The sequence below is a fragment of the Paenirhizobium cremeum genome (assembly GCF_047553425.1).
Classification (GTDB): Bacteria; Pseudomonadota; Alphaproteobacteria; order Rhizobiales; family Rhizobiaceae; genus Allorhizobium; species Allorhizobium cremeum.
Map to the genome: position 1 here is coordinate 1,936,758 of NZ_CP180217.1, position 26,562 is coordinate 1,963,319.

General features: G+C 61.3%; 22 protein-coding genes and 1 riboswitch. Of the genes, 10 read left to right on the forward strand and 12 right to left on the reverse strand.

Going from position 1 to position 26,562, the window contains the following annotated elements; genetic code table 11:
* Positions 1–42: 42 nt before the first annotated feature.
* The 3 genes from bluB to ACLBKR_RS09715 all read right to left on the reverse strand — a co-directional run bounded on the left by bluB (position 43) and on the right by ACLBKR_RS09715 (position 3,584).
* On the reverse strand, positions 43–750 hold the full coding sequence (gene bluB / locus ACLBKR_RS09705) for a 5,6-dimethylbenzimidazole synthase (protein ID WP_113486883.1): 708 nt from the start codon (positions 748–750) through the stop codon (positions 43–45).
* Between the two features lie 45 nt (positions 751–795).
* Positions 796–998: riboswitch (cobalamin riboswitch) on the reverse strand.
* Positions 999–1,040: 42 nt separating this feature from the next.
* Positions 1,041–1,874, reverse strand: coding sequence for a TolB family protein (locus ACLBKR_RS09710; RefSeq protein WP_112828150.1), 834 nt, complete (start codon positions 1,872–1,874; stop codon positions 1,041–1,043).
* Between the two features lie 30 nt (positions 1,875–1,904).
* Positions 1,905–3,584 carry an NAD+ synthase gene (locus ACLBKR_RS09715; RefSeq protein WP_113486960.1) on the reverse strand — a complete coding sequence of 560 codons (1,680 nt, stop codon included), beginning with the start codon at positions 3,582–3,584 and terminating at the stop codon, positions 1,905–1,907.
* Between the two features lie 384 nt (positions 3,585–3,968).
* On the opposite strand from ACLBKR_RS09715, the gene ACLBKR_RS09720 reads away from it, so the two are divergent.
* Complete coding sequence (locus ACLBKR_RS09720) at positions 3,969–5,708, forward strand: LTA synthase family protein (protein WP_113486962.1); 1,740 nt, start codon at positions 3,969–3,971, stop codon at positions 5,706–5,708.
* Positions 5,709–5,928: 220 nt separating this feature from the next.
* On the forward strand, positions 5,929–6,876 hold the full coding sequence (locus ACLBKR_RS09725; protein WP_244709179.1) for a hypothetical protein: 948 nt from the start codon (positions 5,929–5,931) through the stop codon (positions 6,874–6,876).
* Here the strand turns inward: ACLBKR_RS09725 and ACLBKR_RS09730 are convergent.
* Positions 6,813–7,229, reverse strand: a complete 417-nt coding sequence (locus ACLBKR_RS09730; protein WP_113447332.1) for a GFA family protein — start codon at positions 7,227–7,229, stop codon at positions 6,813–6,815. The two genes, ACLBKR_RS09725 and ACLBKR_RS09730, sit on opposite strands and share 64 nt — an antisense overlap.
* A 262-nt stretch (positions 7,230–7,491) precedes the next feature.
* Between ACLBKR_RS09730 and ACLBKR_RS09735 the strand changes: the two genes are divergently transcribed.
* Positions 7,492–7,926, forward strand: a complete 435-nt coding sequence (locus ACLBKR_RS09735) for a TadE/TadG family type IV pilus assembly protein (protein WP_112828148.1) — start codon at positions 7,492–7,494, stop codon at positions 7,924–7,926.
* Between the two features lies 1 nt (position 7,927).
* The gene (locus tag ACLBKR_RS09740) at positions 7,928–9,664 is read left to right on the forward strand and encodes a pilus assembly protein TadG-related protein (RefSeq protein WP_113447331.1); all 1,737 of its coding nucleotides are present in this window, start codon (positions 7,928–7,930) and stop codon (positions 9,662–9,664) included.
* Positions 9,665–9,727: 63 nt separating this feature from the next.
* On the opposite strand, the gene ACLBKR_RS09745 is transcribed toward ACLBKR_RS09740, so the two are convergent.
* Positions 9,728–11,104, reverse strand: coding sequence for a class II 3-deoxy-7-phosphoheptulonate synthase (locus ACLBKR_RS09745; RefSeq protein ID WP_112828146.1), 1,377 nt, complete (start codon positions 11,102–11,104; stop codon positions 9,728–9,730).
* 304 nt (positions 11,105–11,408) lie between these two features.
* Between ACLBKR_RS09745 and ACLBKR_RS09750 the strand changes: the two genes are divergently transcribed.
* Positions 11,409–12,269, forward strand: a complete 861-nt coding sequence (locus tag ACLBKR_RS09750; protein WP_113424900.1) for a hypothetical protein — start codon at positions 11,409–11,411, stop codon at positions 12,267–12,269.
* A 160-nt stretch (positions 12,270–12,429) separates the two neighbouring features.
* Complete coding sequence (locus ACLBKR_RS09755; RefSeq protein WP_113340173.1) at positions 12,430–13,719, forward strand: VWA domain-containing protein; 1,290 nt, start codon at positions 12,430–12,432, stop codon at positions 13,717–13,719.
* Between the two features lie 367 nt (positions 13,720–14,086).
* Here ACLBKR_RS09755 and gor read toward each other — a convergent pair whose 3' ends face one another.
* From gor to rpiA, 3 genes are all read right to left on the reverse strand, one after another.
* A complete protein-coding gene (gene gor / locus ACLBKR_RS09760) occupies positions 14,087–15,475 on the reverse strand; it encodes a glutathione-disulfide reductase (protein WP_414901587.1) in 1,389 nt (462 codons plus the stop codon).
* 151 nt (positions 15,476–15,626) lie between these two features.
* A complete protein-coding gene (locus tag ACLBKR_RS09765; protein WP_112828142.1) occupies positions 15,627–16,160 on the reverse strand; it encodes a DUF2059 domain-containing protein in 534 nt (177 codons plus the stop codon).
* An 18-nt stretch (positions 16,161–16,178) separates the two neighbouring features.
* Positions 16,179–16,877 (reverse strand): ribose-5-phosphate isomerase RpiA, encoded by a 699-nt coding sequence (rpiA, locus tag ACLBKR_RS09770; protein WP_112828141.1) that lies wholly within the window; start codon positions 16,875–16,877, stop codon positions 16,179–16,181.
* 162 nt (positions 16,878–17,039) lie between these two features.
* Between rpiA and ACLBKR_RS09775 the strand changes: the two genes are divergently transcribed.
* Positions 17,040–17,717, forward strand: a complete 678-nt coding sequence (locus tag ACLBKR_RS09775; RefSeq protein ID WP_414901589.1) for an HAD family hydrolase — start codon at positions 17,040–17,042, stop codon at positions 17,715–17,717.
* An 18-nt stretch (positions 17,718–17,735) separates the two neighbouring features.
* On the opposite strand, the gene ACLBKR_RS09780 is transcribed toward ACLBKR_RS09775, so the two are convergent.
* Entirely contained in the window at positions 17,736–19,574 is a 1,839-nt protein-coding gene (locus ACLBKR_RS09780; protein WP_414901591.1) for a L,D-transpeptidase family protein, read from the reverse strand.
* Positions 19,575–19,930: 356 nt separating this feature from the next.
* The gene (locus ACLBKR_RS09785; protein WP_244709187.1) at positions 19,931–20,290 is read right to left on the reverse strand and encodes an ArsR/SmtB family transcription factor; all 360 of its coding nucleotides are present in this window, start codon (positions 20,288–20,290) and stop codon (positions 19,931–19,933) included.
* Positions 20,291–20,456: 166 nt separating this feature from the next.
* On the opposite strand from ACLBKR_RS09785, the gene fumC reads away from it, so the two are divergent.
* The 3 genes from fumC (at position 20,457) to ACLBKR_RS09800 (ending at position 24,910) form a co-directional block, all read left to right on the forward strand.
* Positions 20,457–21,845, forward strand: coding sequence for a class II fumarate hydratase (gene fumC, locus ACLBKR_RS09790; protein ID WP_112828137.1), 1,389 nt, complete (start codon positions 20,457–20,459; stop codon positions 21,843–21,845).
* Between the two features lie 169 nt (positions 21,846–22,014).
* The gene (locus ACLBKR_RS09795) at positions 22,015–23,622 is read left to right on the forward strand and encodes a fumarate hydratase (protein WP_113437581.1); all 1,608 of its coding nucleotides are present in this window, start codon (positions 22,015–22,017) and stop codon (positions 23,620–23,622) included.
* A gap of 223 nt (positions 23,623–23,845) precedes the next feature.
* A complete protein-coding gene (locus ACLBKR_RS09800) occupies positions 23,846–24,910 on the forward strand; it encodes a diguanylate cyclase domain-containing protein (protein ID WP_113424905.1) in 1,065 nt (354 codons plus the stop codon).
* A gap of 33 nt (positions 24,911–24,943) precedes the next feature.
* Here ACLBKR_RS09800 and ACLBKR_RS09805 read toward each other — a convergent pair whose 3' ends face one another.
* Together ACLBKR_RS09805 and ACLBKR_RS09810 are read right to left on the reverse strand one after the other, a co-directional pair.
* Positions 24,944–25,552, reverse strand: coding sequence for a pyridoxamine 5'-phosphate oxidase family protein (locus ACLBKR_RS09805; RefSeq protein ID WP_113340167.1), 609 nt, complete (start codon positions 25,550–25,552; stop codon positions 24,944–24,946).
* A gap of 48 nt (positions 25,553–25,600) precedes the next feature.
* A complete protein-coding gene (locus ACLBKR_RS09810) occupies positions 25,601–26,545 on the reverse strand; it encodes an alpha/beta hydrolase (RefSeq protein WP_113340166.1) in 945 nt (314 codons plus the stop codon).
* Between the last annotated feature and the right edge of the window lie 17 nt (positions 26,546–26,562).

Sequence of the window (26,562 nt, forward strand, 5' to 3'; positions counted from 1 at the left end):
CTGGAAACGCACCAGCAAGTCGCCCGTTGCACGACGACCGCGTCAGCCGCTCGCGGCGCCGTCGCGGCGAGCGCCCCATTCCTCCTCGAACACCAACTCTTCCAGCGGAATCCTCTGCCTCCAGCCTCTCACCGCCAATTCAGGCTGATCGAACAGCCTGTCGACATAACCGAGACAGAACCAACCGATGACCTCGACATGATCGGGGATCGAGAGGATGGATTTGAGGTCGGCCTGATGGAAGATGCTGACCCAGCCGACACCGACGCCTTCGGCGCGGGCCGCAAGCCAAAGGTTCTGAACGGCACAGACCGTCGAATAGCTGTCCATCTGCGGGTTGTGTGTCCGCCCCAGGATAACCGGGCCGCCCCGGGTCGGATCACAGGTCACGCAGATGCCGACCGGCGCCTTGCGAATACCTTCGAGCTTCAGCGCCTGATAGGTCTCGCGCTGTTTTCCGGAAAACATCGCCGCCGCCTCGCCATTGGCCCGGCAAAATGCCTGCCAGACGGCTTCCCGCCGGGCCGCATCACGCACCACCAGGAAATTCCAGGGCTGCATGAAACCGACCGAGGGCGCGTCATGCGCCGCCTGCAGCAGGCGCCAGACAAGTTCGTCCGGCAAGGGCTCCGGCAGGAACTGGTCGCGTACGTCGCGGCGGCTGCGAATGGCACGATATACAGCCTCCCGCTCCTCGGCGGAAAAGGCGCCTGCCGTTACGAGATGATCGTTCGGTTCGTCGTTGCGCATCGTCATATCCCCAACAATGCCTGCAACCGCCTGCCGTCCACGCAGGGCGAGTCTATCCCGCCAGGCCGGTCTTCTGACTGGGCTTCATCTGCTCCGCGCGACCTTCCCGGCCTTTCGGCCAGTGGTCCGGACCCGAAGGGGTCCAGCGGCTGAGCATCCACCTCACAGCGTTGGGCACGTGCCGGAATTCCACCGGCTTCCCGATTCTCCCGCGGCAGTCCGCGGGCACCTGACACAAACGGTTCTACAGCAAGCAGGCAGCCATGCAAGCAGTCGTTTGCGACACGGTTTCAGGCGGTTGCGGGAAAGTAGCGGACATAGGCGAACTCGTCTCCGTCGGGCGACCAGTTCGGCACATTGATCGTACCCTGACCGCCGAAGAGCTCGAACAGCGTCTCAAGGTTGCCGCCATCCATGTCCATCAGGCGAAGGCGGACGGAAAGATCGCGCGGATGATCGAAGACATCGGGATCGTAGGAGAGCAGCACGACCTTGTCCCCCTTCGGCGAGGGATGCGGAAACCAGTTGCCGAAATTGTCGTCGGTCAACTGCTGCAGGTCACGCCCGTCCGGACTGACCCGCCAGATCTGCATCAGGCCCGTGCGGCTGGAGTTGAAATAGATCCACGCCCCGTCGGCAGACCAGTCGGGACCGTCATTACGCCCTTCGCCGAAGGTCAGACGCCTCTCCTCGCCGCCTTCGATCGAGATAGTGTAGATGTCGAAGATCTGGTCGCGGATGCCGCAATAGCTGACGAAACGCCCATCCGGCGACCATCCGTGCCAGTAGGACGGCAGGTTCTCCGTCACCTGCACCGGCGTCCCGCCTCCGGCCGGCAGTATGTACATGCACGTTTTGCCATGTTCGACCTTGTCGCACAGCATGATGAAACGGCCGTCCGGCGAAATGCCGTGATCGTTGTTGCAGCGGGTCGCGAAGCCGGTATCGATCTGCCGCGGCTCCTCGCTGCCGTCGGGCGGCAGTCGATAGAGCAGGCCGTCGCTGTTGATGAGCAGATAGCTGCCGTCGGGCGACCAGTTCGGGGCCTCGATGAGCCGATCCGTCTGCCAGACGATGCGATGGCGGCGCGTTCGGATATTGAAGATCTCGAGCGAGCTTCGCATGTCCCCTCCAGCCAGGCCGCCGACGTGCCGTCAGCGGTCCCGGAAACGGTTGGTGATCGGATAGCGCCGGTCGCGGCCGAAGTTCTTCTTGGTGATCTTCACGCCGGGGGCCGACTGTCGCCGCTTGTATTCGGCGAGATAGAGCAGATGCTCCACCCGGTGCACCGTCGCGACGTCATGGCCGCGGGCCACGATATCCTCGACCCCCATCTCCTTTTCGACGAGGCATTCGAGAATGTCGTCCAGCACCGGATAAGGCGGCAGCGAATCCTGGTCTGTCTGGTTCGGCCGAAGCTCCGCAGACGGCGCCTTGGACAGGATATTGGCAGGAATGACCTCTCCCGACGGTCCAAGCCCGCCCGGCGGCACATGGGCGTTGCGCCAGCCGGAAAGAGCGTAGACCTGCATCTTGTAGAGGTCCTTGATCGGATTGAACCCGCCGTTCATGTCGCCGTAAAGCGTGGCATAGCCGACCGACATCTCCGACTTGTTGCCTGTGGTCACCACCATCGAACCGAACTTGTTGGAGATCGCCATCAGGATCGTGCCGCGGGCACGGCTCTGTAGGTTTTCCTCGGTGATACCACTGTCCGTTCCCTCGAACATGTCCGACAGCGCAGACAGGAAACCTTCGACGGGTTCTGCGATCGGCACGATGTCATAGTGGCAGCCGAGCGCCTTTGCGCAGGCCTCCGCATCCGTGAACGATTCCTGCGAGGTATAACGATAAGGCAGCATCACCGTGCGCACCCTCTCCTCGCCCAGCGCATCGACCGCGATTGCCGCACAGAGCGCCGAGTCGATACCGCCGGAAAGGCCGAGCACGACGCTCTTGAAGCCGTTCTTGTTGACGTAGTCGCGGAAGCCCAGCATGCAGGCGCGATAGTCTGCCTCTTCCTTCTCCGGAATATGCGACATCGGCCCGTCGCTGCAGCGCCAGCCATCGGCAGACCGCTTCCAGGTGGTGACGGTCAAGGTCGGTTCGAACTGGCTCATCTGGAAAGCCAGGGACTTGTCGGCGTTAAAGGCGAAGCTCGCACCGTCGAAGACCAGTTCGTCCTGCCCGCCGACCTGGTTGGCGAAGATCAGCGGCAGTCCGCTTTCGATCACCTGACGCAGCGCTACCTGATGGCGCACGTCCACCTTGCCGCGATAATAGGGGGAACCATTGGGCACCAGCAGGATCTCAGCCCCCGTCTCCGCCAGCGTCTCGCAGATGCCAAGATCGTTCCAGATCTCCTCGCAGATCGGGATTCCAAGCCGCACCCCGCGGAAATTCACCGGCCCCGGCATATCGCCCTCGACGAAAACCCGCTTCTCGTCGAACTCGCCGTAGTTGGGCAGGTCGATCTTGTCGCGAAGACCGAGAATCCTGCCGCCGTCGAGAACTGCCGCCGAATTATGCCGGCCCTTCTCCCCCTGTCGCGGAAAACCGACGATCACGCCCGGCCCGCCATCCGCAGTATCGGCGGCAAGCTGCTCTACGGCATGCAGGCACGCCTTGAGAAAGGCTGGCTTAAGCACGAGGTCTTCCGGCGGATAACCGGAAATGAACAACTCGGTCAGCAACAGGAGGTCGGCTCCTTGCGCGGCCGCCTCGGCACGGGCCTCCCGCGCCTTTGCCAGATTGCCGGCGACATCGCCGACCGTCGGATCGAGTTGGGCAATCGCAATGCGCAGGATGTCGGGTCGAATGGTTGTATCGCTCATGCGGCAGGTGTAGCGCGTGACGGTGACAATCGCAATGCGGCCGTCAATCCGGAACGCCGATCTTGGGAATGGATCGGCGCCAAACGCATCCTGTGGGAACAAACCGCCTGAACGGTCAGTTCATCTGGCATTCATGACGGTTATGTGACAGCTATGTGAAGTTTGGATAACGTGACGTAATAGCTGGAGAGCAAAGTGGTCGAGATTGGCTCAGAGCCGGCGGTTTCGCCAAAGACCGCCAGGAATGGCGCTGCTGTTCAGGTGGGCAGGCAGCAGGTTGCAAGCGCTCTCTTGCCGGTCGCGAATTCGCTGCTGCTGGCCATCCTCACGATCATCTGCAGCGAATGGCTTGCCCGGGGTAACCTGGTCGATATTCCCGACTACATGCTTTCGCCGGCCCGGCCCGGTCTCGTGGCAGCAGGCGTGATCTTTGTGCTGCTGCTCGCAGGCGACGCGCTGTTCGGCCGTGCCTATCAATCGGCGCTGGTGGTCATTCCGCTGGCGCTGCTTCCGGCCTTCTTCTCCGGGCAGAAGCAGCTTTTTCTCTCCGATCCGCTCTATCCGAGCGATCTGCTTTTCGGTCGCCAGATCGCCGAACTCCTGCCGGTCATGGTGGCGGCGAAGCCGGTCGTGGCCGCCGGCATATTGGCCGCCACGCTCGCGGCGCTCAGTGCTCTCGTCTATCTGTTCGCCGTGAGCTGGCAACGCTTTCCGCGCCTCTCCGGCCTTTCCAAGCTGACGCGCCTGATCCTCACCCTGCCCTTGATCGGTGCCTTTCTGTCCCTGATGGATGCAACCTCCTACTCCTATCTGCGCGACCGGCTCAACATCGTCCCCATGATGTGGGACCAGCAGGAAAACTATCGCCATAACGGCTTCCTGCTCGCCTTCGCCTTCAACGTGCCAATGGCCAATGTCTCGGCGCCCGAGGGCTATAACGGCGACGCAATAGCGGACATTCCAGCCGACCGGGTGCCTGCAAGCTTCTTCTCAGGTCGCAACGCCGACGTCATCATGGTGATGAGCGAGTCGCTCTGGGATCCGACGCGCCTCTCGAATGTGGGCTTCTGGCCCGACCCGATGCCGACCATCCGCGCCAACCAGTCGGGCAACGTCTTTTCGCCGGAATTCGGCGGCATGACCGCCAATGTCGAATTCGAGGCGCTTACCGGTTTCTCGAACGCTTTCCTTCCCTATGGAAGCATTCCATACCAGCAATACATACGCCGCCCGCTGCCCTCGCTCGCCACCTTCTTCGAATCCAAGGGCTATACCAGCAAGGCATTCCATCCTTTCCAGAGCTGGTTCTGGAACCGCTCGAACGTCTATTCCGCACTTGGCTTCGAAAGCTTCGATTCCGAGGAAACCATGCCCGCAATGGAAAAGCGCGGCATCTTTGCCTCCGATGAAGCGTTGACCCGCGAGATCATGCGCGTCGGCGACGAGACCGGTCGGCCCTTTTTCTTCTTCGCCGTCACCCTGCAGGGACATGGGCCGTACGAAGCCAACCGCTATGTGAAGAACACCGTTGAACTGGATGAAGCGGTGCTTTCCTCGGAAAGCCGCGCAACGCTCGCGACCTATGCCCAGGGCGTGCGTGAAGCGGACAAGAGCCTCAAAACCCTGATGGAATGGGCGAAGAAGCGCCGTCGCGAGACCATCATCGTGATGTTTGGCGACCACCTACCGCCGCTTGGCACGGTCTATACGGAAAGCGGCTACATGCCGGATCAGGTCGCTACCCGCAGGGCGCCGCTCGATGTCATGAAGCGCGAGCATGAAACGCCGCTGGTCGTCTGGTCGTCGAGGCGCGGCGTGCAAAAGGATATCGGTTCGATCAGCCCCGCCCAGTTGCCCTCCCTCGTGGTCAAGCTGGCAGGCTATCGCCATCCCTACTACACCGGCGTCCTCGGTCGGGCGCAGGAGCGCTTTACGGTCTTCGACCGCCACCTGCTGGTCGAGCGCAGCGGCAAGACCCAGGCCGACTGGGCCGTCGACGGAACCAGGCTCGACCCTGCCATTCGCGACCTGCGCCTGCTGCAGCACGACATGATGTTCGGAAAACAGTTCGGCGCCGAACGTTTCTTCCCTGAGATGACGGACCGTCTCAATCCGTCCTCCTGACGGTACGACGAAAGGACAGGGCAATTGGACCGGGCTCCACGCATTATCGTTGCCCGGTATCTTGCGCGGACGAAAGAAAAGCGTCATTGACATAGCCGGCACATCCCAAAAGGATTGGCGGGAAAATGATATTTCCCCGCGTGGCAGGATGCCATGGTTCCATGGCATCGGCCCGCGATTGTGAAGAATGTTCAAGGATTTCATCAGAGCGTAACGAGCCATGCGGTCACTGACCCGAGCTGAGATTGCTGCACATCCGTCGTTCCCGTCGATTGAAAAGCAGATCGCCAAACACCTTATCGGCATCCATGTCCGCACGCCGCGTCTGTCGCGGCTGAAGGCATCCCATCGCAAATGGCTGATGACGCAATCTCTCTACGCGCTGAGCCTGCAGCGAACGCAGGACGATCCGCTGTCCGGCCTGACCGCGACCCGTTTCGTCGAGATCGTGATGAAGCTCGGCGCGGCCAGCCGCAACACCGCGACCGCGTTTCTGGCCGAACTGGTTGCCTACAAGTTCCTCCGGGATGTGCCGGACGTGCCGGACCGACGGGTCCGTGTCCTCGAGACGACGGAGGCCAGCAATACGGCCATGCTTGGCTGGTTCATGGGCCATATGGCCTGTCTCGACCAGCTCGATGGCGGCAACCGGGAGGCTGCCGCTGCCTCCGATCAGCGCATCTTCCGCATCGCCCAGCCCTATGCCGCAGCCAAGCTCGTCGAGGATCCGATCTGGCGGGACCCGCCGGATACGATCGGGCACTTTCTATGGTCCGATCTTGGCGGCATGGTTCTGCACGACCTGATCGCACGCATAGATGTGTTCGATCCGACGGCGGAACGGACCAATATCGGCCCGGTGACCCTTGCCGAACTCAGCGAGACCTACATGATCTCGGCTACCAACCTGAAGCGGATGTTCAAGAAGGCGGAACTCGAAAACCTGCTCGGTTGGGATCAACCGCGCCGCCGCGGCGATCTTTGGCTGTCGAAGTCGTTCCTCGACGATTATTTCACCTGGCAGTCCGCTAAGTTCGCAGCCCTTGACGAAGCCTATCGCCACGCGATCGATGAAATCGCCGAAACGGCTTCCACCACCTTGCCTCACGCCGTTGCGGCAGACGGTCCGTCCGCCGGAAACTTCGGCAGCGCATCGTCGAGATCGTAATAATCGCCCTTGTCGGCGCAGTAGATATGGTAGCCGGGCTCAAGCCCCGTGGGTCCCTCGAACGAGCCCGCTAGGACCGACATATAGTCCAGCCCGTCGCCGCGCCAGAAGAGCGCCGAGCCGCATGTGCGGCAAAATCCGCGCGCCGCATTGTCGCTTGCGCGATACCAGGTGAGATTGGCTTCACCCGTCAGCCTGATGTTCTTCAGCGCAACATTGGTCGCAGCGTAATAATGTCCCGTCTGCTTGCGACATTGTGAGCAATGGCAAAAGATGATCGGCCGAAGGCTGCCCCTCACCTCGAAGGACACCGCACCGCAAAGGCATGCACCATGTCGCAGCTCGTCGCTCATTGCCGCTGTTCTCCCTTTTTGTTTGTGACTTGCCACAGGTTCGCCTTCGGTGCCTTTCGCCGTCAATGGCAAACCGTTGATGCATTGATTGCAATTTACTGAAGAGCGCCCCAGCCCCTCACGCGTCCACTGACAGCGCTAACCATATGGATATTTTCTAATGCAAGCACAAATTGCCAAAATGAAATAACTAAACCTTAATGAACGAGGGAGTTTCATCGTCGTCTAAATTACGCATAAAAGAAAAGAGGGGTATTCTGAGATGCGTAGAAGACGACACCTGCTATCACACCTGACGAACGACACCCGCGGCACATCGGCAATCGAGTTCGCTATCCTGGCACCCATCTTTTTCATGGTGGTCTTCTCGATGATCGGATACGGCATCTACCTGAGCGCAAGCCATGCCGTGCAGCAGATTACGGCCGATGCCGCCCGCACTGCCGTCGCCGGCCTCGACGCTGCGGAGCGCAGGAGGCTCGCTGAAGACTATGTGAAGACATCCACGAACGAATACGCCTTTCTTGACGAACGCGCCTTTGCGGTCGCCGTCCAGGACGATCCGAGCAATCCCGCACAATTCACCGTCAGCATATCCTACGATGCGACCGATCTGCCGATCTGGCAGCTTTACAGTTTCGCGATGCCGGACAAGGTCATCAGGCGCTTCGCCACCATACGGGTCGGAGGTATCTGACATGCTCCACCGCCCTTCCCTCCAGCCACGTTCGATTTCGATATTGAAGAACCGCGCCGGCAACATCGCCGTCACCGCGGCACTCGTCTCTCCGCTGATGATCGGCGCCCTGGCGCTCGGCGTGGACTACGGCCACCTGACAACGCAGCAGCGCGCCCTGCAGCAGGCCGCCGACCTCTCCGCCATCGCCGCGGCTTCCAGCTTGTCGGCCCCGGAGCGGGCTGCCTTCGACTATTTCCGGATGAACGGGCTGGATATCCCCGTCGCCACGGCGTCCGGCCTGATGACCGACGCCGGCATGGTGCCGTTTGAAAATATCGACCAGTACACAGCGATGGCCACCGTGACACCCGGTCGCTACACCGCCGATCCCGCGCTGTCCGTCGAGGCGCGTTTCATCCGGGCGGGAAGCCAGCCCGATGCGGTTCGCGTCGAGATCCACAAGCGGGCCGATCTCTTCTTCGCCGGCGCCTTTGCTGAAGCGCCGATGCTCGGAGCGGTCGGTACCGCCGCGGCAAACAAAATCGCGAGCTTCTCGATCGGTACCAGGCTTGCGAGCCTGCATGACGGCGTGCTGAATGCCGTTCTTTCCGGATTGCTGGGAACGAGCGTCGATCTCGAACTCATGGACTATCGCGCCCTCGTCGACGCCGATGTCGATGTTCTGCGAACCCTCGATGCCATCGGGATCGATCTCGGCCTGACCGCGGTGACATACGAGGAGTTGCTTCAGACCGACATCGGCTTCGGCAAGCTGATCGACGGCGTGTTGCGCGCGACGACGCTCGATGCCCGGTCGCGGTCGGCACTCGAGGCGCTGAAGCGTTCGGCCTCAAGGACAAGGCTCACCGTTCGCCTTGAAAGCGTCCTCAATCCCGGCCCCTATTCCGAAAGACTGGTCGGCAGCGCCGGCCACCTGCAGGTGAATGTCGGGATCTTCGAATTTCTGACGGCCGCAGCGGCGGCGGCAAATGGCGAGAACCAGATAGCGGTCGATCTCGGCGCATCCCTGCCCGGAATTGCTTCGGCGAAACTGTTGATCGCCATCGGCGCGCCGCCCGTCTCCACCCCGCCCGCGGCAATCGGAGGAGAGGGCACGATCGTCCGCACGGCACAGACGAGGCTTTCTCTGAACGTCACCGTCAATGGCCTGCTCGCGCTTGCCGGGATCAAGGTGAAGGTTCCGCTCTATGTCGAAGTCGCCCATGCCGAGGCAAAACTTGCCGGTGTCCATTGCCGCGACCGGAACGGTGCGGCGGATGTGAGGATCGAGGCGGTGCCCGGCGTCGCGGAAATCGCCATAGGCAACATCGACCCGAATGCCTTTGCCAATTTCGGCACCACACCGAGAGTGACGAAGGCAACGCTGGTCCAGGAGCCGCTTCTCGGCATCGACGCCATGGCCCACGTCAACGCCACCAATTTCGACAGGAAGACGCTGACGTTCACACCAAACGACATTGCAAATGGCGTCGCCAAGACCGTTTCGACCAGCCAGACCCTTACGACGCTGCAATTCTCCCTGCTGCGCAATCTCGATGTCGACGTCCGTCTTGCGGGGCTGACCCTCGGCACGCCGCAGACTGTTCAGAACGCCCTCTCCCAGACGCTGGCGAATCTGACCGTTCCGCTGGACAGCCTGCTCTACAATACGCTTCTCGTGCTGGGTATCCGCATCGGCGAGGCCGATGTCAGGGCCACCTATGCCACCTGCCAGCAACCCGCGCTGGTTCAGTAGGCGCAACGAAAAAGGCCGGCGCCATGGGAGCGCCGGCCTTTTTCGTGTTTCTTCTGTGGAACGTCAGCCGTTTGCGACCAGCATCCGCTTCTCGTCCCGACCACCCTTCATCCGCTCGGCCAGCAGGAAGGCCAGTTCGAGGGCCTGATCGGCGTTGAGACGCGGGTCGCAATGGGTATGATAGCGATCCTGCAGGTCCTCGGCCGAGACGGCGCGCGCGCCGCCGGTGCATTCGGTCACGTCCTTACCGGTCATCTCGATATGGATGCCGCCCGGATGCGAGCCTTCCGCCCGATGGATCTGGAAGAAGCTCTCGACTTCCGACAGGACCCGTTCAAACGGACGGGTCTTGTAGTTGTTGAGCGTGATGGTGTTGCCATGCATCGGATCGCAGGACCACACGACCTTGCGTCCTTCGCGTTCGACGGCGCGGATCAGCTTCGGCAGATGATCGGCGACCTTGTCGTGACCGAACCGGCAGATCAGCGTGAGACGGCCGGCTTCGTTTGCCGGGTTCAGGATGTCGATCAGGTTCAGGAGGTCGTCCGGCTGCAGGGACGGACCGCACTTCAGGCCGATCGGGTTCTTGATACCGCGGCAATATTCGACATGGGCATGATCCGCCTGGCGCGTGCGGTCGCCGATCCAGATCATGTGGCCTGACGTCGCATACCAGTCGCCCGAGGTGGAATCGACGCGGGTCAGCGCTTCCTCATAGCCGAGAAGCAGCGCCTCGTGGCTGGTGAAGAAATCCGTCTCGCGCAGGCTCGGATTGTTGTCCGAAGTGATGCCGATGGCCTTCATGAAGTTCATCGTCTCGGAGATCCGGTCGGCGAGCTTGCGGTAACGCTCTGCCTGCGGGCTGTCCTTGACGAAGCCGAGCATCCACTGATGCACGTTTTCGAGGTTGGCATAGCCGCCCATCGCGAAGGCTCGCAGCAGGTTCAGCGTCGCGGCCGACTGCCGGTAGGCCATGATCTGGCGTTCCGGATTGGGGATGCGAGCTTCCGGCGTAAACTCGATGCCGTTGATGATGTCGCCACGGTAGCTCGGCAGTTCGACATCGGCCTGCTTCTCGAAATCGGAAGAACGCGGCTTGGCAAACTGGCCGGCGATACGGCCGACCTTGACCACCGGCAACTGCGCGCCATACGTCAGCACGACCGCCATCTGCAGGAAGGCGCGGAAGAAGTCGCGGATCGTGTCGGCGCCATGTTCGGCAAAGCTCTCGGCGCAATCGCCGCCCTGGAGCAGGAAGGCGTTGCCTTCCGCCACATTCGCGAGCGCCTTGGTCAGACGGCGGGCCTCGCCGGCAAAGACGAGCGGCGGATACTTGGAAAGCCGGGATTCCGCATCCACGAGCGCTGCCGCATCGGGATAGGCCGGAACCTGCTTGATCGGCTTCTGTCGCCAACTGCCGGGGGTCCAATTCTGTGCCATGGTCGTCACCTGCTGTTAAGGGCGGCCTCCTCGGGGCCGCTTGGAATTCGGGGCTTATAGACGGATATATCGGCATTGCAAAGCCGAAGTTGAAGGCCTTTCGCAGACACGGGGGTCTCGTCTGAGGAACCCTTCCGTCCATTCCGCCCCGCCTGCCCGCTACTCTATCAGATTTTCCTGAAAAAGCAGCGCTTTCGCTGACGCCCTTTTCCCGAGCCGTCTGCTGCTTGTTGATTTTACATGAACGTAAACGTAAGAATTGATCGGGTTGGAGTTTGCACGCGACGGAGGAGGAGATCGGTCGATGCGAAAGGAAGCGGATGTTGGACGAAGCGATATCGCCTTCGAGGCCTCCGACGGGTTTCCCCTTGCAGGCACCCTCTTCGAAGGCGCGGGGGACGGGCCGCTCGCCCTGATCTCCTCGGCCGCCGCCGTTCCACGCGCCATCTACGCCCGCTTTGCGCAGTATCTCGTCGCAGAGCACGGCTACCGCGCCGTTCTCACCTACGACTATCGCGGCGTCTCCGCCTCCAGAGCGCCGCCCGGCTGGCGTGCCCCGCCCCGCATGGCGGACTGGGCGGAAAAGGATATGCCGGCCGCCATCGACCGGCTTGAGCGGCAAGCGCCCGGTCATCCCATGGTCGGCATCGGCCAATCCTTCGGCGGACAGGCACTCGGCCTTAGCGGGCGTTCCGCACGGTTCGAACGCTATCTGATGGTGGCCGTGATGTCTGGCCACTGGCGCTATACCGATGAACCCCTGAAGGTCTACGCCGCCATGAATCTCGTCGGCGTGCCCCTCGCCCTGCTGACAGGCAGGGTCCCGGGCTGGGTCGGTCTTGGGGAGACACTGCCCGGTACTGTCTTTCGCCAGTGGGCGGCCTGGGGCCGCTCGCCGGAGTATTTCTTCGCCGACCCCGCGATGGACGCGGCAAGGCGCTTCGCCGAGGTCCGCACCCCCATCCTCTCGATCGGCCTCGAGGACGATCCCTGGGCGACCCCGCGAGCACAGGAAGCTATTTTGAAGGGTTATGTCAACGCACCGATTGAGCGACGACGCATTGCCGCGCCTCCCGGCCAGACCATCGGCCACCTCGGCTTCTTCCGGCCGTCTTTCAAGGAAAGCCTCTGGAAACCGGCAACGGATTGGCTGAACGGAAAATAGTCTCTCGAATGGCGGCATATTCCCGAAATTCATGGGGATAGGGCGAACATTAACAAACCCGCAACAACATTCGGTTTACCTATGCGGCAGTCGCCCGCTGCAGGGTGAAACACAGGCACCATGACGATGCCGCCCCAACTGTGCTTAAGGGACATTTGTCATGCGTGCGTCTTTCAAGCGCCTTCTCGCTTGCCGGGCAGGCAATTTCGGTGTGTTGACGGCACTTCTCGCCGTACCCCTTCTCGGTTGCATCGGCATGGCGCTGGATTTCACCCGTGCACTGGATGAACGCAACCTGCTCATGACGGCTGCCGACGCAGCGGCCATCGGCGCATTGTCGGAACAATCGGCCGGCGTCATCGCCGCGCTGAGCGCAGGCGGCAACGGGGAAGTGACCATTGCCGAGGAAGATGCGCGCCACCTCTTCAATGCCCAGTTGGAAGCCGCTGGCATCGAAATCTCCAGCCTCGACATCTCGGTCACCAAGACGGGCTCGGACCTCAAGTCCACAGTCTCCTTCTCTGCCAAGGTTCCGACCAGCTTCCTCAGGGTGATCGACAAGAACGAGATCACGGTATCGGGCACCGCGAATGCCGTCTTTAAGGGCGGCGGCTTTATCGATTTCTACGTACTGCTCGACAACACTCCATCCATGGGCGTCGGCGCGACGGAAGCCGATATCGCAATGATGGAAAAGAACACCTCCGACACCTGTGCCTTCGCCTGCCACGACCTTTCCAAGAGCAACAACTACTACAATCTGGCCAAGAAGCTGGGCGTTCAGATGCGCATCGACGTGGTACGTCAGGCCACGCAGAAGCTGACGCAGACGGCAGCCGACAGCATGCGTTATACGGATCAGTTCAGAATGGCGGTTTATACCTTCGGTGCCTCGGCAACGGACGCGAAACTGACGAATGTGGCCGGCCTTTCCTCGGACATGAAATCGGTTTCGAGCGCTGCAAGCGCCATCGACTTGATGACGATCCCTCGTCAGAACTACAACGACGACCAGACGACCGACCTCGACGCCGCCCTCAAGCAGTTGAAGGACATAATCCAGAAGGGCGGCAGCGGACAGAACAAGAGCGACCCGGAGAAGGTTGTCTTTTTCGTTTCCGATGGCCTGACGGACAGCGCCAAGGGCAGCGCCTGCACCAAGAAGACCACCAACGGTACACGCTGCCAGGAGCCGATCGACTATTCCTTCTGCACCACCCTCAAGGACAAGGGCATCAAGATCGCCGTACTTTACACCACCTATCTGCCGCTGCCGAAAAACGACTGGTACAAGAACTGGATCAAGCCATTCCAGAGCGAGATCGCGACGCATATGCAATCCTGCGCCAGCCCCGGTCTTTATTTCGAAGTCAGTCCGTCCGAGGGCATTGCGGACGCTATGAACGCCCTCTTCAAGAAGGTCATCAGCAGCCCCCGCCTTGCCAGCTGACCATCCGGCGCAAACGCCTGCAGCGATCGCAAAAGGGTGAAGACGGCAAGTTTCGCGCAAGCTTCGCGACCTACCCCGACCGCCGCAGGATGCGGGCCGACGACAATCCGCCCGGCGGTTACCCCGGTCGACTGCATGTGTAAGGTTATGTCATGAGGACGAGTTGAATGGCGTATGATTGGAGCGGCGTTCGCACCAGACGCATCCGGCAGTGGAAACTGGCCGCCGCCATATTGATCGGCCTTCTGGCCTTGGCTGCACCCGTTCTGGCCTTGGCCTGACAACTCCCGAGCCGGCGCCGCGGTCGAAGGGAGAGCTTGAAAGCGCGGCAAGAACTGAAATTGCCGCGCTTCGCGATGCGGGAGCGTCAGACGCGCTCGCCGTTCCTGATCCGATAGCTCGGGCTGTACATCGTCACCAGTTCCTCGGCAGCCGTCGGATGCACCGCCATGGTACGGTCGAAGTCATCCTTGGTGCAGCCCGCTTTCAGTGTGATTCCGAGAAGCTGTGCCATTTCTCCGGCGTCGTGGCCGAGAATATGGGCGCCGACAACCTTGCGGTCGGCGGCATTGACGATCAGCTTCATAATCATCTTTTCCGTCCGGCCGGAAAGCGTGGCCTTCATCGGCCGGAACTGCGCCCGGTAGATCTCCAGTTCGTCGTACATCTTGGCAGCGGCTTCTTCCGAAAGCCCGACCGTGCCGATCTCCGGCTGGGAGAACACCGCCGTCGCGATCAGGTCGTGGTCCGGAGACGTCGGGTTGTTCTTGTATTCCGTCTCGATGAAGCACATCGCCTCATGGATCGCCACCGGCGTCAACTGGACCCGGTCGGTGACATCCCCGAGGGCGAAAATGCTCGGCACATTGGTACGCGAGTACCGGTCGACGATGATCGCGCCGCGCTCGTTGGTGGCGACGCCCGCCGCCTCCAGACCGAGGCCGCGGGTATAGGGATCACGGCCCAGCGCCAGCATGACCTGGTCTGCCACCAGCGTCCCGTGGTTCATAGTTTCGGCGGCCAGGCGTCCACCGACCGTCTTCGAGACAGCGGTGAAATGGTCGTGGAGAAGGATCCGGATACCCTTTTGCTCCATCGCTTCGTGCAATCCCCGGCGCAGGTCCTGGTCGAAACGGCTGAGTATCTCCGCGCCACGGTAGATCAGCGTCGTCTCGACGCCAAGGCCATGGAAAATGTTGGCGAATTCGACCGCGATGTAGCCGCCGCCCGCGATCACGATGGATTTCGGCAGTTCGGGCAGGTGGAACGCCTCGTTCGACGAAATGCAGAGTTCATGCCCCGGCAATGCGATATGCGTATTCGGCGCGCCGCCGACCGCGATGACGATCTTTTCGGCGGTGACGACCTTGCCGCTGTTCAGCAACCGCACGCTGTTGGGGCCGACGAGCTCCGCCCGCGTTTCGAGGATCTCCGCTCCGGCGCCTTCCAGCCCCTTGCGATAGAGACCTTCGAGCCTTGCGATCTCCTTGTCCTTTGCGGCGATCAGCGCCTTCCAGTCAAATCGGCTCTCACCGACCGTCCAGCCGAAACCGGCCGCATCCTCGAAATGCTCGTAATATTGCGAAGCGTAGACGAAGAGCTTTTTCGGTACACAGCCTCTAATCACGCAGGTGCCGCCGAAACGGTATTCCTCCGCGATGGCGACCTTCTTGCCAAGGGAGGCAGCCAGCCTGCCGCTACGAACACCGCCTGAACCGCCACCGATCACGAACAGGTCATAGTCGAAACTCGACATCGAAAATCTCTCCTTGCAAGATCATAGGTAACCGGACTGCCACCCGATATAGAGTGCCGCCGATGCATTTGAAACGGGTCGTTGCCGCTGGCGGGCAAAAAGAAAGCCCGGAGACGATCCGGGCTTTTGCTCGAAAACGGAACGTCGCCGTTTACTGCTTGGGCGCTTCGGCCGGAGCCTGCCCGCCGACTTCCTTGAGAAGCGCATCGTTCGTCTGCTTCTCGAGATCCCGGGCGACACCGGTGGTCCAGATATCGGCCGCCTTCAAGAGCTCGCGGGTCGCGATCGGCCCGTCCTTCAAGAGCTTCTTTCCGGCGTCGCTGGAGTAGAAGTCGGTGATCGCCTTGAGTTCGTCGACCGTGAAGGCCTTGGCGTAAACGAGCGCGGCTTCGCGTTCCAGATCGGCACGGCGCGGTGCAAGCTTCAGAGCCTCATCCTCGATCTTCTTGGAAATCTCGTCTTGAAGGTTCGGATAGGCCTGGATGAGCTGTGCCGTCAGACGGTCCATGATGTTCGGCAGAATATTGTCGAAGCGGTTGGTGACGCCGAGCGCGGTGATCGCGGCACGTGCGGCCTGCAGGTGCTCCGCCGGCACTTCCTGTGCCTTCGCGGAGGCGGCCAGCATCATGCCGCCAGCAATGAGCGCGACCGAGGCAACACGGCTCAGACCCGAAAACTTAATCATGAAATTCACAGCTCCTGTTTAGTTCTTAGCGCCCATCACCCGCGCACCCGCCGGACCGGCGATGATGGCAAGCGAAGCCAAGTTGATGAATAATCCGTGTTCGACCACACCGGGGATGGTGTTCAGCGCACTTGCCAAGGCCTCTGCATCAGGAATGCGGCCAAAAGATGCGTCGAGAATGAGATGTCCACCGTCCGTGGTGAATACGCCGTCATCCGACATGCGGATGCGCAATTCCCCGGACAGGCCGAGGCGGGAAGCGACCTTTTCGACCGCAATCCGCGTTGCGACCTGACCGAAGGGATTGATCTCGATCGGCAGCGGGAAACGGCCGAGCATGTCCACCACCTTGCTTTCGTCGGCGATCACGACCATCCGCGAGGAGGCGGCAGCGACGATCTTTTCGCGCAAAAGCGCACCGCCGCCGCCCTTGATGAGGCGCAGGCCGGCATCGACTTCATCCGCGCCATCGATGGTCAGATCGAGTTCCGGGAGTTCGTCGAGCGACTTCAGCGGTACGCCGAGTTCGACACACAGGCGCGCCGTGCGCTCAGAGGTCGGAACGCCCTCGACCTTTAGGCCTCCCGCCACCTTTTCGGCCAGCAGCCGGACGAATTCCTCCGCGGTAGAGCCAGTGCCGATGCCGAGGCGCATGCCGTCTTCGACATGCTCCAGAGCCGCAGCGGCGGCCTTGATCTTCATCTCGCGGGCGTCCATGCGCCGAAAACTCCCATCTGTTGCGTCGTGTGCTGTTTACACGGCTCACAGCCCGAACGAAAGCCCCTTTCCGATACCGCCGTAGCGGTTGCCTTTTGTCCGGCTTTCGCCTAACCGCGGAGGAGACGCACCCGCCATCCACCCAAGCGACGGAGCCTGCCCTTGACCGCCCCCACCATCGTCTTCGACCTCGACGGCACCCTTGTCGACACCGCGCCCGATCTCGTGGAGAGCCTCAATCACACCATCGCCGTCGCCGATCTCGAGCCGGTCACCTATGCGGACCTCACCCATCTCGTTGGACAGGGTGCCAGGGTGATGATCGCACGGGCCTTCGCGCTGCGCGGCGCACCGCTCTCTGAAGAGGAGTTGCCTGCCCTGCTCGACCGTTTCATCGTGCACTACAAGGCCGGCATGCCGGGCGGAAGCCGCCCCTTCCCCGGCCTTCTGCAAGCTCTTAACCGTTTGACGGAGGCCGGCTTCAATCTCGCCGTCTGCACCAACAAGATGGAGGCGCTCGCCCTGCCGCTCATCGAGAAGCTGGACATGACGCGCTATTTCAAGACGATTGCAGGCGGAGACACGTTTGCGGTGAGGAAGCCGGACCCAGGCCACATAACCAGCACCATCGAACGTGCGGGCGGCGATCCCCGGCTCGCCGTGATGGTCGGCGACAGCGTCAACGACATCCTGGCCGCTCGAAGAGCCGATATTCCCTCGATTGCCGTTCCGTTCGGCTATTCGGATATTCCGGTGGAGAACCTCGGCGCCGACCGCCTCATCAGGCATTTCGATGAACTGGATGCTGCGCTGATCGGTGAACTGCTCGGCCCTCGCTGAGCAGTTCACACAGTATGCTTAAGACCGGCTGCGGGCGTCGCTCGTCACCTTGAAGGCTCTCATCGTCGCCGCGTCGCGGCCATAGACGTCGTCGAAATATTCGACCACGCCGTTCTTGTTCGGCCATGCGGTGAAATAGGACACATAGACCGGAATCTTCTGCGGCACCTGTACGGCACGGTTCTGGCCGGAAGCGATCTGCTTGGCGATCTCTCCGACATTGGTGCCCATGACGGCCGCCGCCATCACGCGCGGCTCGGCAAGACGCACGCAACCGTGGCTCAGCGCCCGCATGTCGCGCTTGAAGAAGCTCTTCGAAGGCGTGTCGTGCATGTAGATCGCATGCGCGTTGGGGAACAGGATCTTGAGTTCGCCGAGCGCATTGTCGCCGCCCGGAGGCTGGCGCACGTCAACCGAATGGGTCGTGTTCCAGTCGACCGCGGTCGAGGAAACCGTCCGTCCGTTATAGCTGACCTCGTAGCCGAGCCGGTCGAGATAGGACGGGTCCTGGCGGAGCTTGGGCAGCATTTCGTTGACGATGATCGACTTCGGCACACCCCAATAAGGATTGAACTCGACGGTCTCGATCTGGTCCTGGAAGAAATAGGTCTGGTTCGACTTCGATCCCACCACGACCCGCATCGACAGCTGTTCATGGCCGTCATTGACGTAGTAGGCCATGTAGGCGGGCTGATTGATGAAGACATAGCGGGGGCCGAAATCAGCCGGCAGCCAGCGGATCTCCTCCATCGCGACGATGAGCTTTTCGATCTTCTCGGCATTGCTGTGGCCGGTGAGCGCCCGGATGGTCGCGCGGCCGATAACGCCGTCCGGCTTGAGACCCTTTTCCTGCTGGAAGGCTTCGACCACAGCAACCAGTTCCGGCGTGTAGTCCGGCGTTCCCGCATAGCTCTCCAGCACCGCCCCATGCTGCATCCTGATCGCGTCGGAAGCCTGCTTCTTGATGGCGGCGAGGATATTGGCCAGTTCGGGATTGCTCTGCCCCGGCTTCAAGAGGGTGTCCGGAGCGATTGTTACGACGACGCCGGCCTGATCGTCTTCCGCCCTGAGGCGCGCCAGTTCGTCCCGCATGGCGACGAACTGACTATTGTCTGGATCGCGGCTGCGGATGTATGCGCCCACATCGGGGCTCAGACGAGCCATGTTGAGAACGGGCTTCAGGTTCACCGACTTGCGCTTGAAGTCGTGATAACCGGAGAGCTTGTTCGGATCGATCCGGCCGCGCACCGTGTCGTTTATATAGGTCAGAAGCTTGGCCGAGAGCGCCAGCTCGAACCGGGCGAGTTCCTTCGCCGGCTTGTCGGGATCGGCCGGGTCCGACGCATCGGACGGCAGGGCGACCGCGTAGTCCTCGGGGGAGAGACCCGCCACGTCCGCAGCGGCAAGCGCGGCCATGGCAGCGCGTGCCTGATCTGTAATGCCCGCTTCGGACACCCAGATCAGCGGCTTGCCGGCCTTGTAGTAATCCTCGACGGCCGCAGCCACATCGGTCGTGGCGTTCACTTTCACGGCGGAAAGGAAATTCCTCGCACCTGTGACGGGGGCAATCTCGGCGCCGACCGCCGCGGCAGCGGGAATGACGATCGGCCGTGTGGCTTCCGCTTTATAGGTATAGTAACGCGGACCGGTGACCTTCGGCAGCGGCTCCGGATCACCCATTTCCAGCCCGCCATTCGCCTGCGGATCGATGACGGAATTGACCATCGGCTTGGAGCGTGCCGGACCGCCGCGCAGGAGGTCCAGCAGCGTCGCGGCATCGGCGGACTGTGGAAAGGCGTTGAAGCCCGTCACCGCGGCCAGCACTGCCGTTGCCGCGATCTTGTTGTATCTCGTCATTTCGCTCTCGTTCCCGACATGGGTTCGTGACAAGCCTGCCCGGGAATGGCCGACCCGCTTCGGTGCGGATCACTAGCCGATCGGCACCCTATTGAAAAGTTGTGACTGCTAAGAACGCGACCGACTCGCATGTCAGATTTTGTGTATATCTGCACGCCAATGTCTGTGGCATCCGACACAAAGTAAGTGAAAATATTCGTTAATTTTTCCTTTACCGATCACATCAAGTTGACCGGAGACCGATCCGGCCAAATTTGATAGATGCGGATTAGCAGACGGCCGTGCCAAATATGCCACGCGACCCGCCGCCTCGTCGCGTTCGGCCGGATCGCGACGGAAAAATCCCCGCTGGAGAACTATTCCTCACACGGGTTGGAGGCCCGACCGGCCGGGCAGGTTTTCGCGGTATCATCGAAAACCGGGCAGCGGAATTCCGGTGAGGCGCGGCAACAATCCTGCATCAGGGATAGCGCAACCTCGCGCAGCAAAGGAGCCTCGACCCGATAGCGGACGTTACGGCCCGCCCGTTCCGCCGAAATCAACCCGGCATTGGTAAGCACGGTGAGATTTGTGGAAAGCGTATTGGCGCGAATACCGAGCCGCACGCCGATATCGCCGGCATTGAGACCGGCCGGCGCATGGCGCGCCAGCAGACGGATGATCGAGAGACGCCCCTCGTGACCGAGGGCTGAAAGAGCCGCGAGAACGGGCTTCAAATCCGGGTTTCCTGAATGCATGAGCTTTCAAATCTTCAAAAACGTCTTTCGCGCAGACCGCAGCCGATAACTTGACAACAATAATCATGTAAATGCTATTCGATTGCGTCCCGAAGATATCCTCCTAAGTTGTCGGGACCCGTTGAACCAATCCGGAGCAGGAAAAATGAATACCCGCACAGAAAGCGATACCTTCGGGCCGATCGAAGTGGCAGGCGACCGCTATTGGGGCGCCCAGGCGGAACGTTCCCGCGGCAACTTCAAGATCGGCTGGGAAAAGCAGCCGCTTTCGGTAGTCCGGGCGCTCGGCATCGTCAAGCAGGCCGCCGCCCGCGCCAACATGGCCCTCGGCCATCTCGACCCCTCCCTCGGTGACGTGATCGTCAAGGCAGCGCAGGAGGTCATCGACGGCAAGCTCAACGACCATTTCCCGCTGGTCGTGTGGCAGACCGGCTCCGGCACGCAGTCCAACATGAACGCCAACGAGGTGATTTCCAACCGCGCCATCGAAATGCTGGGCGGCGTGATGGGCTCCAAGAAGCCGATCCACCCCAACGATCACGTCAACATGAGCCAGTCGTCGAACGACACCTATCCGACGGCCATGCACATTGCCTGCGCCGAACAGATCGTCCATCACCTGATCCCTGGCCTGAAACACCTGCACGAAGCGCTCGAAGCGAAATCCAGGGCCTTCGCGCATATCATCAAGATCGGCCGCACCCACACCCAGGACGCAACGCCGCTGACCCTCGGCCAGGAATTCTCGGGCTATGCCGCTCAGGTCGCCTCGGCCATCAGGCGCATCGAACTGACGCTGCCGGGCCTCTACGAACTCGCCCAGGGCGGCACCGCCGTCGGCACCGGCCTCAATGCGCCGGTCGGCTTTGCCGAAAAGGTCGCGGAGGAGATCGCCAAGATCACCGACCTGCCCTTCGTGACCGCCCCCAACAAGTTTGAGGCGCTGGCGGCCCATGACGCCATGGTCTTCGCCCACGGCGCGATCAATGCGGCAGCCGCCGCCCTCTTCAAGATCGCCAATGACATCCGTTTCCTGGGGTCCGGCCCGCGCGCCGGCCTCGGCGAGCTCGCCCTGCCGGAAAACGAACCGGGCTCGTCGATCATGCCGGGCAAGGTCAACCCGACCCAGTCGGAAGCGCTCACCCAGGTCTGCGCCCATATCTTCGGCAACAACGCGGCGATCACCTTTGCCGGCAGCCAGGGCCATTTCGAGCTCAACGTCTACAATCCGATGATGGCCTACAATTTCCTGCAGTCGACTCAGTTGCTCGGCGATGCGGCACGCTCCTTCACCGACAATTGCGTCGTCGGCATCGAGGCGCGCGAAGACAACATCAAGCGCGGCGTGGAAAACTCGCTGATGCTGGTGACGGCGCTGAACACCCGCCTTGGCTACGACACCTGCGCCAAGATCGCCAAGACGGCCCATAAGAACGGCACGACGCTCCGGCAGGAAACCGTCGGCGGCGGCTATCTCACCAACGAGGAATTCGACGAGTTGGTGCGGCCGGAACTGATGATCGGCCCGAAGTGACGAAACGGGCCTGACCGTCCCGACGAACACGTTACCGGCGGAAACCATGCCTTAAGGAGAAGGTTTTCGCCGGTCACCGAACGACTTTAGAACCATTGCAAAACGGGCTTTCCGGGACTAGACCGGCGTGCGAAATGCGCTTCCGCACATCGTCCAGAAAGGCTCCGCAATGGCTGACGATCTTTTCCCACTCGGCGAAGATAACACCTCCTATCGCAAGATCACCTCCGACTACGTTTCCACGACGACGTTCAACGGCAAGGAAATCCTGACCGTCGAGCCGGAAGGTCTGCGTCTCCTCGCGGAGACGGCCCTTGCCGATATCAACCACCTGCTGCGCCCGGGCCATCTGAAGCAGCTCGCCTCGATCCTCGAAGATCCCGAGGCGACCGACAACGACCGTTTCGTTGCCTACGATCTCCTGAAGAACGCCAATATCGCCGCGGGCGGCATCCTGCCCATGTGCCAGGATACCGGAACTGCGATCGTGATGGCCAAGAAGGGCCGCCGCGTCTGGACCGAAGGCGGCGACTATGAAGCGCTGGCCGCCGGCGTACGCGACGCCTATGAGAAGAAGAACCTGCGCTACTCGCAGCTTGCCCCGATCAAGATGTTCGAGGAGAAGAACACCAAGACCAACCTGCCGGCGCAGATCGACATCTACGAGGAAGGCGACGACGCCTACAAGTTCCTGTTCATGGCCAAGGGCGGCGGCTCGGCCAACAAGACCTTCCTTTATCAGGGCACGCCTTCGCTTTTGACCCATGACCGCATGATCGATTTCCTCAAGGAAAAGATCCTCACCCTCGGCACGGCAGCCTGTCCCCCCTACCATCTGGCCATCGTCATCGGCGGCCTGTCGGCGGAAATGAACCTGAAAACGGTCAAGCTCGCCTCCGCTCGCTATCTCGACAACCTTCCGACCGAAGGCTCGGAAAGCGCCCACGCCTTCCGCGATCTCGAGATGGAAAAGGAAATCCACAAGCTCACCCAGCAGATGGGTGTCGGCGCTCAATTCGGCGGCAAGTATTTCTGTCATGACGTCCGCGTCATCCGTCTGCCGCGTCACGGCGCCTCGCTGCCGATCGGCCTCGGCGTCTCCTGTTCCGCCGACCGCCAGGCGGTCGGAAAGATCACGAAGGACGGTATTTACATCGAACAGCTCGAGACCGATCCGTCGAAATACATGCCGGACATCGACGAAACGGCGCTTTCCTCCTCGGTGGTCAAGATCGATCTCAACCAGCCGATGAGCGCCATTTTGGCCGAGCTGACCAAGCACCCGGTCAAGACCCGCCTGTCGCTCACTGGCACGATTATCGTCGCTCGAGACCTCGCGCACTCCAAGATCCGCGAACGTCTTGAAAAGGGCGAGGGCATGCCGGACTACATGAAGAACCACCCGGTCTATTATGCCGGACCGGCGAAGACCCCGACCGGTTACGCCTCCGGCTCTTTCGGCCCGACGACGGCCGGCCGCATGGACAGCTACGTCGACCAGTTCCAGTCCTTCGGCGGCTCCATGGTCATGCTCGCCAAGGGCAATCGCTCGCGCGCCGTTCGCGAAGCCTGCAAGAAGCATGGTGGCTTCTATCTCGGCTCGATCGGCGGTCCGGCCGCCCGTCTTGCCCAGGACTGTATCAAGAAGGTGGAAGTGCTCGAATATCCGGAACTCGGCATGGAAGCCGTCTGGAAGATCGAGGTTGAGGATTTCCCCGCCTTCATCGTCACCGACGATAAGGGCAACGACTTCTTCCAGGAGTTTAATCTCGGCTGACGGCAATCGCCCGGCCTGGAACAAAGGGATGCGGCGCTCCGCCGCCGCATCCGTCAACCAATTAAAACATATAATAAAATCAGTAGATTACGATAATTTTGCATCGCACCATAATTTCTGTCCAATAAGTTTTGAGGTAGCGGCCATTAAAGGTTTTCCAATAATTTTAGTTCAATAGATAAATAGGGATGACCAATCCGAAGACACAGACTGGAGTTAGCCGATGAGCACGGCAACGACGCCCAAGGGGCAGGTTCCTGACGTTGCGGCGCAAATCACATATGCCATGCGGACAATGGGCGTCGCTCCCATCCCCCGCAATTACGAGCTTTTCTACGAAGCGTATATCGGCTCCAACCCTTCCCTCACCCGCGAATTGGCCGCCCTCGGCAGCCGCGCGACCCAGGACGAACTGGACGCACTCGGCCAGCAATACTTCGGCAATCACCAGAGCCGCGTCATCGAAAACGTCCACACGAAGATCATCGCCGAACTCGATGGCCTGCTGCGGCTCCTGAAACAGGAGCAGAACTCGCTTGAGAGCTACAACAAGCTGCTGGGCGAGACCTATACCCGGATCAACTCGAAAAGCAGCGCCAGCGCCGATATCCTCAGAAGCGCGATCACGCTTCTGACCGAAGCGACCGGCGATACGATGGCGCATGGCGAGCAGACGGCGGAAAAATTCAGCCAGAAATCCCAGGAAATGGACCAGGTCCGCAAGGAACTGGACGAATACAAGCGCATCGCCAACACCGACTCCCTGACGCGGATTGCCAACCGCCGCGCCTTCGACGAGCGGTTGGCCGCAATCTACGACAATTCGACGAACCCGCTCACCGCGCTGGTGCTCGCCGACATCGACCATTTCAAGAAGATCAACGACACCTACGGCCATCCGGTCGGTGACAAGATCCTCGCCACCGTGGCGACCGTCATTCGCTCCAACGTCCGAAAGGATTGTTTCGTTGCCCGCACCGGCGGCGAGGAATTCGCCATCATCATCGACGGCAACACGGCGGAGGAAGTGAACCAACTCTGCGAGCGCGTGCGCATCGCTCTGGAGGCGACCCCCTTCAAGAACTCGAAGACCGGCGTCAATTACGGTCCGATTACCATGTCGCTGGGTTTCTGCATGGCAGGAGAAGCCGAGGATCCGGGCGAACTCTACGCCAAATCCGATATCGCCCTCTATTGCGCCAAGAATGCCGGCCGCAACCGTACCAAATACTACGAGGACGGCATGAAGAAGGATTTCACCAAGAGCTGGCTGATCTACAGGCGATAGATCGGCAGGGGCCATTCCGAGGCCCCAAAATCATCACCACATGGTCTTTGCGGCGCGCGCCGGCCATTCGCGGTCGTAGGTCTCCTTGTCGAAATCGGCTTTTGCCGCCTTCAGGAGATCGCCGGGCGTCGGCAGGCCTTTGGGATCAACGAAGCTTGCCGGATTCCAGAGGTCGGCCCGCATGATCGCGCGTGCACACTGGAAATAGACCTCGTCGATCGTCACCAGTACGACGGTGCGCGGATGCCTGCCGTCGATCTCGAAGCTTTCGAGAAGGGCTTCGTCGACGGAAATCACTGCATGCCCGTTGACGCGGATCGCGGTGTTCGAACCGGGAATGAGGAACATCAGCGCGACCCGAGGATCCCGGACGATGTTGAGGAGCGAATCGATGCGGTTGTTGCCGCGCCAGTCGGGCAAGGCCAGCGTCTTTTCATCCTCGACGCGCACCACCGAGCCACGGTCGCCGCGCGGCGAACAATCGAGCCCTTCCGGCCCGACCGTCGCAAGCGCCATGAACGGCGCCATCTCGATCATAAGGCGATATTCCGTCGTCAGGTTTGCCGTCACCTTGGCGACCGATGCCTCCGACACACCGTCATAGATCTTCTTCAGATCCTCAGCGCTGCGAATAATCGACATGAAACCTCCCGACCGGCCGAATGGCAGTGGCACTAGGCCCGAGACGTATCAGAATGATGACGCATCGCGAAGCCGTTCCGGGGATCTTTCGACCGAGGAAAGATAGGCATCTTCGCCGCAGACAAATCGGATCGTGGCGGCAATCACTTCGGGGGCGCTGACGATACGCCGGTGGCCGTAACCGTTGGCCCAGAAATGCCGGATTTTATCGGATACGCCGAAATAGCGCCTGGCATGGTCTGCGCGCACCTCCTTGTCGTCTTCCGCGTGGATGACGAGGATAGGTCGGTCGATACGCCGCGCGATGGGGACAGCATCATAGGCTTCCGGAGACGCCCCCGTCATCGCTTGCGAATATTCGGCAAGCCGCGCACGGACAACGGGGGAAAGGCCGACATGATCGGCGAATTCCCGCATGACGTCGGTGATCCTGGAGGGCGCGCCGATCAGCACGAACCGCCCCGTTTCGAACGGCGGAACGCAACCGAAGATGCCGCCTGCCGCCGTCATGAGGCTTGCGCCCCCGAAGGAATGCCCGACAGCGCCGTCGAACGGTCCAAACTGCGCCTGCGCCGCCGCAATCGCCTCCGCCGCACGTCGCATATCGAGGAAGCGGCCCGAAGAACGACCATGGCCTGGCAGATCGAGAAGGGTCACTTCCGCACCGCCTGCGTGAAGTCCCTCGGCAATATCCATGAGATATTCCGCCCGCGCACCCCAGCCATGGACGACGAGAACACGCCTCGATGCCTTCTCCGCCGAGGGCAGCCGATAGGCGGTCACGAAGCCGCTGCTGGTTGAAAGCGTAACCCTCTCCGCTTGGGATAGCCGCGACGCCCCTTGCGCGAAGACCGTTCTCGCCTTGTCGCCCTTCGGTTTCCGCGAAGGCGTCAGGCAGAAGAGCAGGAAAGCCGCGCGCGCCGCGACACCGGGCGAGGCTCGCTCCATTAGAGCGAAACCGGCACGGGTGACCTTCAGGGCAAAGGATGGCATAGTCCGGATATCCGTGA